Raw genomic sequence first — 3,433 nt, forward strand, 5'->3', positions numbered from 1 at the left:
AGGTGCGTGCGGTGCTGGGGCTGCCGGCTTTTTTATTTTAAACCTGAAAAGTTACAACGATCTGGAAAGACAACCAGACCGCTTTCGCAGGGACTGCGAATCCGGGAAACAGCACCGTAGCAGGCGCGTGCGGACCTGGCCAGCTTTTTTATTTTAAAGCTGCAGGAAAGGTCTGGACGCGGGAAAGGAATTGCGTCCGCTTCCGCAGCGCTGCTGCACGATTCGCACTGTGGGGTAGGTCGAGCGGATTAGTCGTCATTTTTATTTTTAAGCCTGATGTTGCCTTCCTTACTGAGAGTGTGTAGCATTCCTCTTCTTTTATTTTCTTTATTGCATCGTATCAAGTATATTCTTAATGTATTTAATTTTATATAATGTATCTGGAGGTAAAGATTTTGGTTGATACATGGTTTATTAACAGGCTTCTTAGTGAGCTGGAAGAATTAAAATCCAATAATATAATTACTTCTGATATTGCAAGTTCAATTGCAGATTACTACAATGCTAAGCTTAAAGAAGAATCTGACAGAATTGAACTATATAGAATTGCAAAAGTAAAGGAGAATGCGGAAAGAATTAAGAAGATTCCAATGATTCTTTCTTGTCTTGCTGCTCTTTTTATTTTTGGTGGAATAGTTTCTCTTATCGCTTACAACTGGGCTGTCATATCAAGGGAAGCAAAAACCGTTGCTGCATTTTTGATTGCTTTTTTACCAGCTATAGTTTGGGTTTTGGGAAAAAATAAGATAGAAAACATCTGGTTCAAGGAATTTTGTTCTGTATTGTGGACCCTTTTGTTTGGGGCCGACCTCGCGTTTATTTCACAGATATACAGACTACCAGGGAATGATACAAGCTTTATGTTGGTGTGGGCTATCAGTTCAATTCTTATAACTTATGCCATGGATTCCAAGGGAGCCTTTTGTTTATCTGCGCTATTTACCTTTTTGTATGTATACTGTGCTCAATATATGGACTGGAATTCTGCAGTTTTCTTTTATCCATTGTTTGTTTGTCTTGTTCCCTACGCATTGAAACTTCCTTACGCTGTTGCAGGATTGACGTTATATTTTGCTCTTCTTTTAGGAAATGCCCTTGAAAAAACAATTCCAGGACTTTGGATTCCATGTTACTGCTGTCTTTCTTCTATTGCCTTAAGCATTTCATTGATAAGAAAAGATAGATTTCTTAATTACATTGCAATAGGAGGACTTTTTGTTCTTTCGTTAATGTTATCACATGGATATTTTTGGCATGGAACAGGTCTTGCGTATTTTAGGAATGTCGGTAGATATGTTCTATCTGGAACGGTCTGCGATGTTGTTTTATTGTTGATTTCTATTGTTGCTTCAATCTTTCTATTCTGCAAGTCATTCAGGATGAATAGATTGATTTCACTAGCTCACATAATACCCTTGATTTTTACCATTATATTCATAGGGCAGTGTTCACTTAAAAAAAATACAGTTGGTTTTATCGAATTTGTTCCTTATTTTACTGCAAGTGTATTTTCACTTATCTCAATTTACCTGTTTTCAAAAAATATAAAAAAAGGATTTTATCTATTTTTCGCATTAGCAATTCAATGCCTGATTTTTCAAAAGACTTCTTTTGGTCTGGTTTTGTTTTTGATAGCCATTAATACGGCTGTTTTATCTTTCATTTGTTTCTGCAAAGTTTCAAAAAATGTTTGGATTAAAATTATCTTGAGCTGTTCTGTGCTGTTGATTCTTTTGATGCGTTTTTTTGCCGATGAAATGCCAGATTTGGGCTGTCGTACTGAATATAGTTTCATAAGAATCTATTCTATTGTTTTTTATTCTCTGCTTTCATTTGTTCCACTTTATCTTGTTTATGATAGCATTCGAAAATCCAAGGATTACATTGTCTTGACGCTTCCTGTTTCTTCAGTATTTGTGTTTGTTCATGAAGCTTTAGGACTTGGGACAATAAGCTTTACTGTTTTCAGTCTTATCGTTTCTTTAATTTCAATTTGCATTCTTCTTGTAAAAAAAGAAAAGATGATGGTTATTCCTCTGTTCCTAATGATCGTTGAATTTATTTCCATTGATTATGGAACTTTGGATTTGGATTTTGTAAGTACAGGATTTGCTCTCTTCCTACTTGGTATGATTTTATATTTCAAAGTATTTTTTTCTACCAATGAAAAGTTGTCTGGTTTTCTGGATGGACTGACATGTTTCATATTCACTGTTTTCATTTTCTATTCGAAATACAACAGATTGAATGTAAATTTTTTTTGCAGTTGCAATGATTTAATTCAAGCGATACATATTGGTCTTTATGTCTTGATAATTGCATTCTCATTTTCCATGCTTGTTTCTCTCCTGATTAGGAAAGATAAGTTCAATTATGGAATAGCCGCACTTATGATGCTTTTATTGATTCCAGAATTTTACGGATCTGGAAGAGAAACTTTTATTTTTGCTTTTATTCTTAATTTGTCATTTCTTGTATTTTGTGTTCTTGAAATTTATATGGGAGTAAGAAAACATTCTTTGTCCATGACAAATGGATATGCTGTTTGGCTTTCAATTGTTTTCCTTGCACGATTTTTCATGGAAGATTCTGGGTTGGTCGCAAAAAGCGCTTCTTTTATAATATGCGGAATACTGATTCTTTTATTAAACATATATCTTGGAAAAATTGCTAAAAGTGAGGTGGAATCAGATGAAAATTAAGCTTGATTGTAAACTGTTCTTTTCTGCTGCTTTATTGTTTGATTTGGTGGTTTTGATTTCACTTCTTATTAAACCACTCTCCATTAGGTCTTATGCAGAAAAGAACAATAAAATTCTTCGTTTGGAGTGTAGCCTTTATGATCCTTTTGATCCAATGAAAGGTAGATATGTTAGCCTCACTTTCGAGGAGACGAAAGGATTGTTGTTTGATCTCATGATTGATGAATCCATATTAAAAAATACAGAAGACGATAAATTCAAGTATGATTTTCCTTTAGTGTATGCTGTTTTTGAAAATGATGAGAAAGGCATTTCGAGACTGAAAGAGATTACCTTAGAACGACCTGAGGAATTGAAGTTGTTCATAAGGGTTCCTGCTCATTACTATAGAAATACAGATGAATTTGTTCTTGATGTAGATTTTGACAGGTATTATCTGCAGGAGGAATATGCAGATAAACTTGACCACATGTCAGCTTCTAGATTTAAGGAATTGAATCCCGTTCTTGAATTATGGGTAGGCAAAAATGGAGATGCCATTCAAAAAGATCTTGTTCTGAGTGATTGATAGCTATAAAGTCCTATATATGAAATTGGCTGATCTGCATCCATGCAGGCTCATCCTCGCACTTGCTCGGCGCTCATTCCGCGGGGTTCAACAGTTTATTGCTGGTGTGTAAAAAAAAGACTGAATCCAATTTTAATTTTGAATTCAGTCTTTTTGGAGGTGG

General features: G+C 34.9%; 2 protein-coding genes. Both read left to right on the forward strand.

All coding sequences use genetic code 11. The annotated features are described in order from the left end of the window. Positions 1-395: 395 nt before the first annotated feature. Positions 396-2,702, forward strand: a complete 2,307-nt coding sequence (locus ACKI39_RS05340; protein WP_407398377.1) for a DUF2157 domain-containing protein — start codon at positions 396-398, stop codon at positions 2,700-2,702. Then, positions 2,692-3,270 (forward strand): GDYXXLXY domain-containing protein, encoded by a 579-nt coding sequence (locus tag ACKI39_RS05345; RefSeq protein ID WP_407398379.1) that lies wholly within the window; start codon positions 2,692-2,694, stop codon positions 3,268-3,270. Before ACKI39_RS05340 ends, ACKI39_RS05345 begins: the two co-directional genes overlap by 11 nt. Positions 3,271-3,433 lie beyond the last annotated feature (163 nt).

Origin of the sequence: Treponema sp. (assembly GCF_045641405.1) — a bacterium.
In the GTDB taxonomy this organism is placed as follows: domain Bacteria; phylum Spirochaetota; class Spirochaetia; order Treponematales; family Treponemataceae; genus Treponema_D.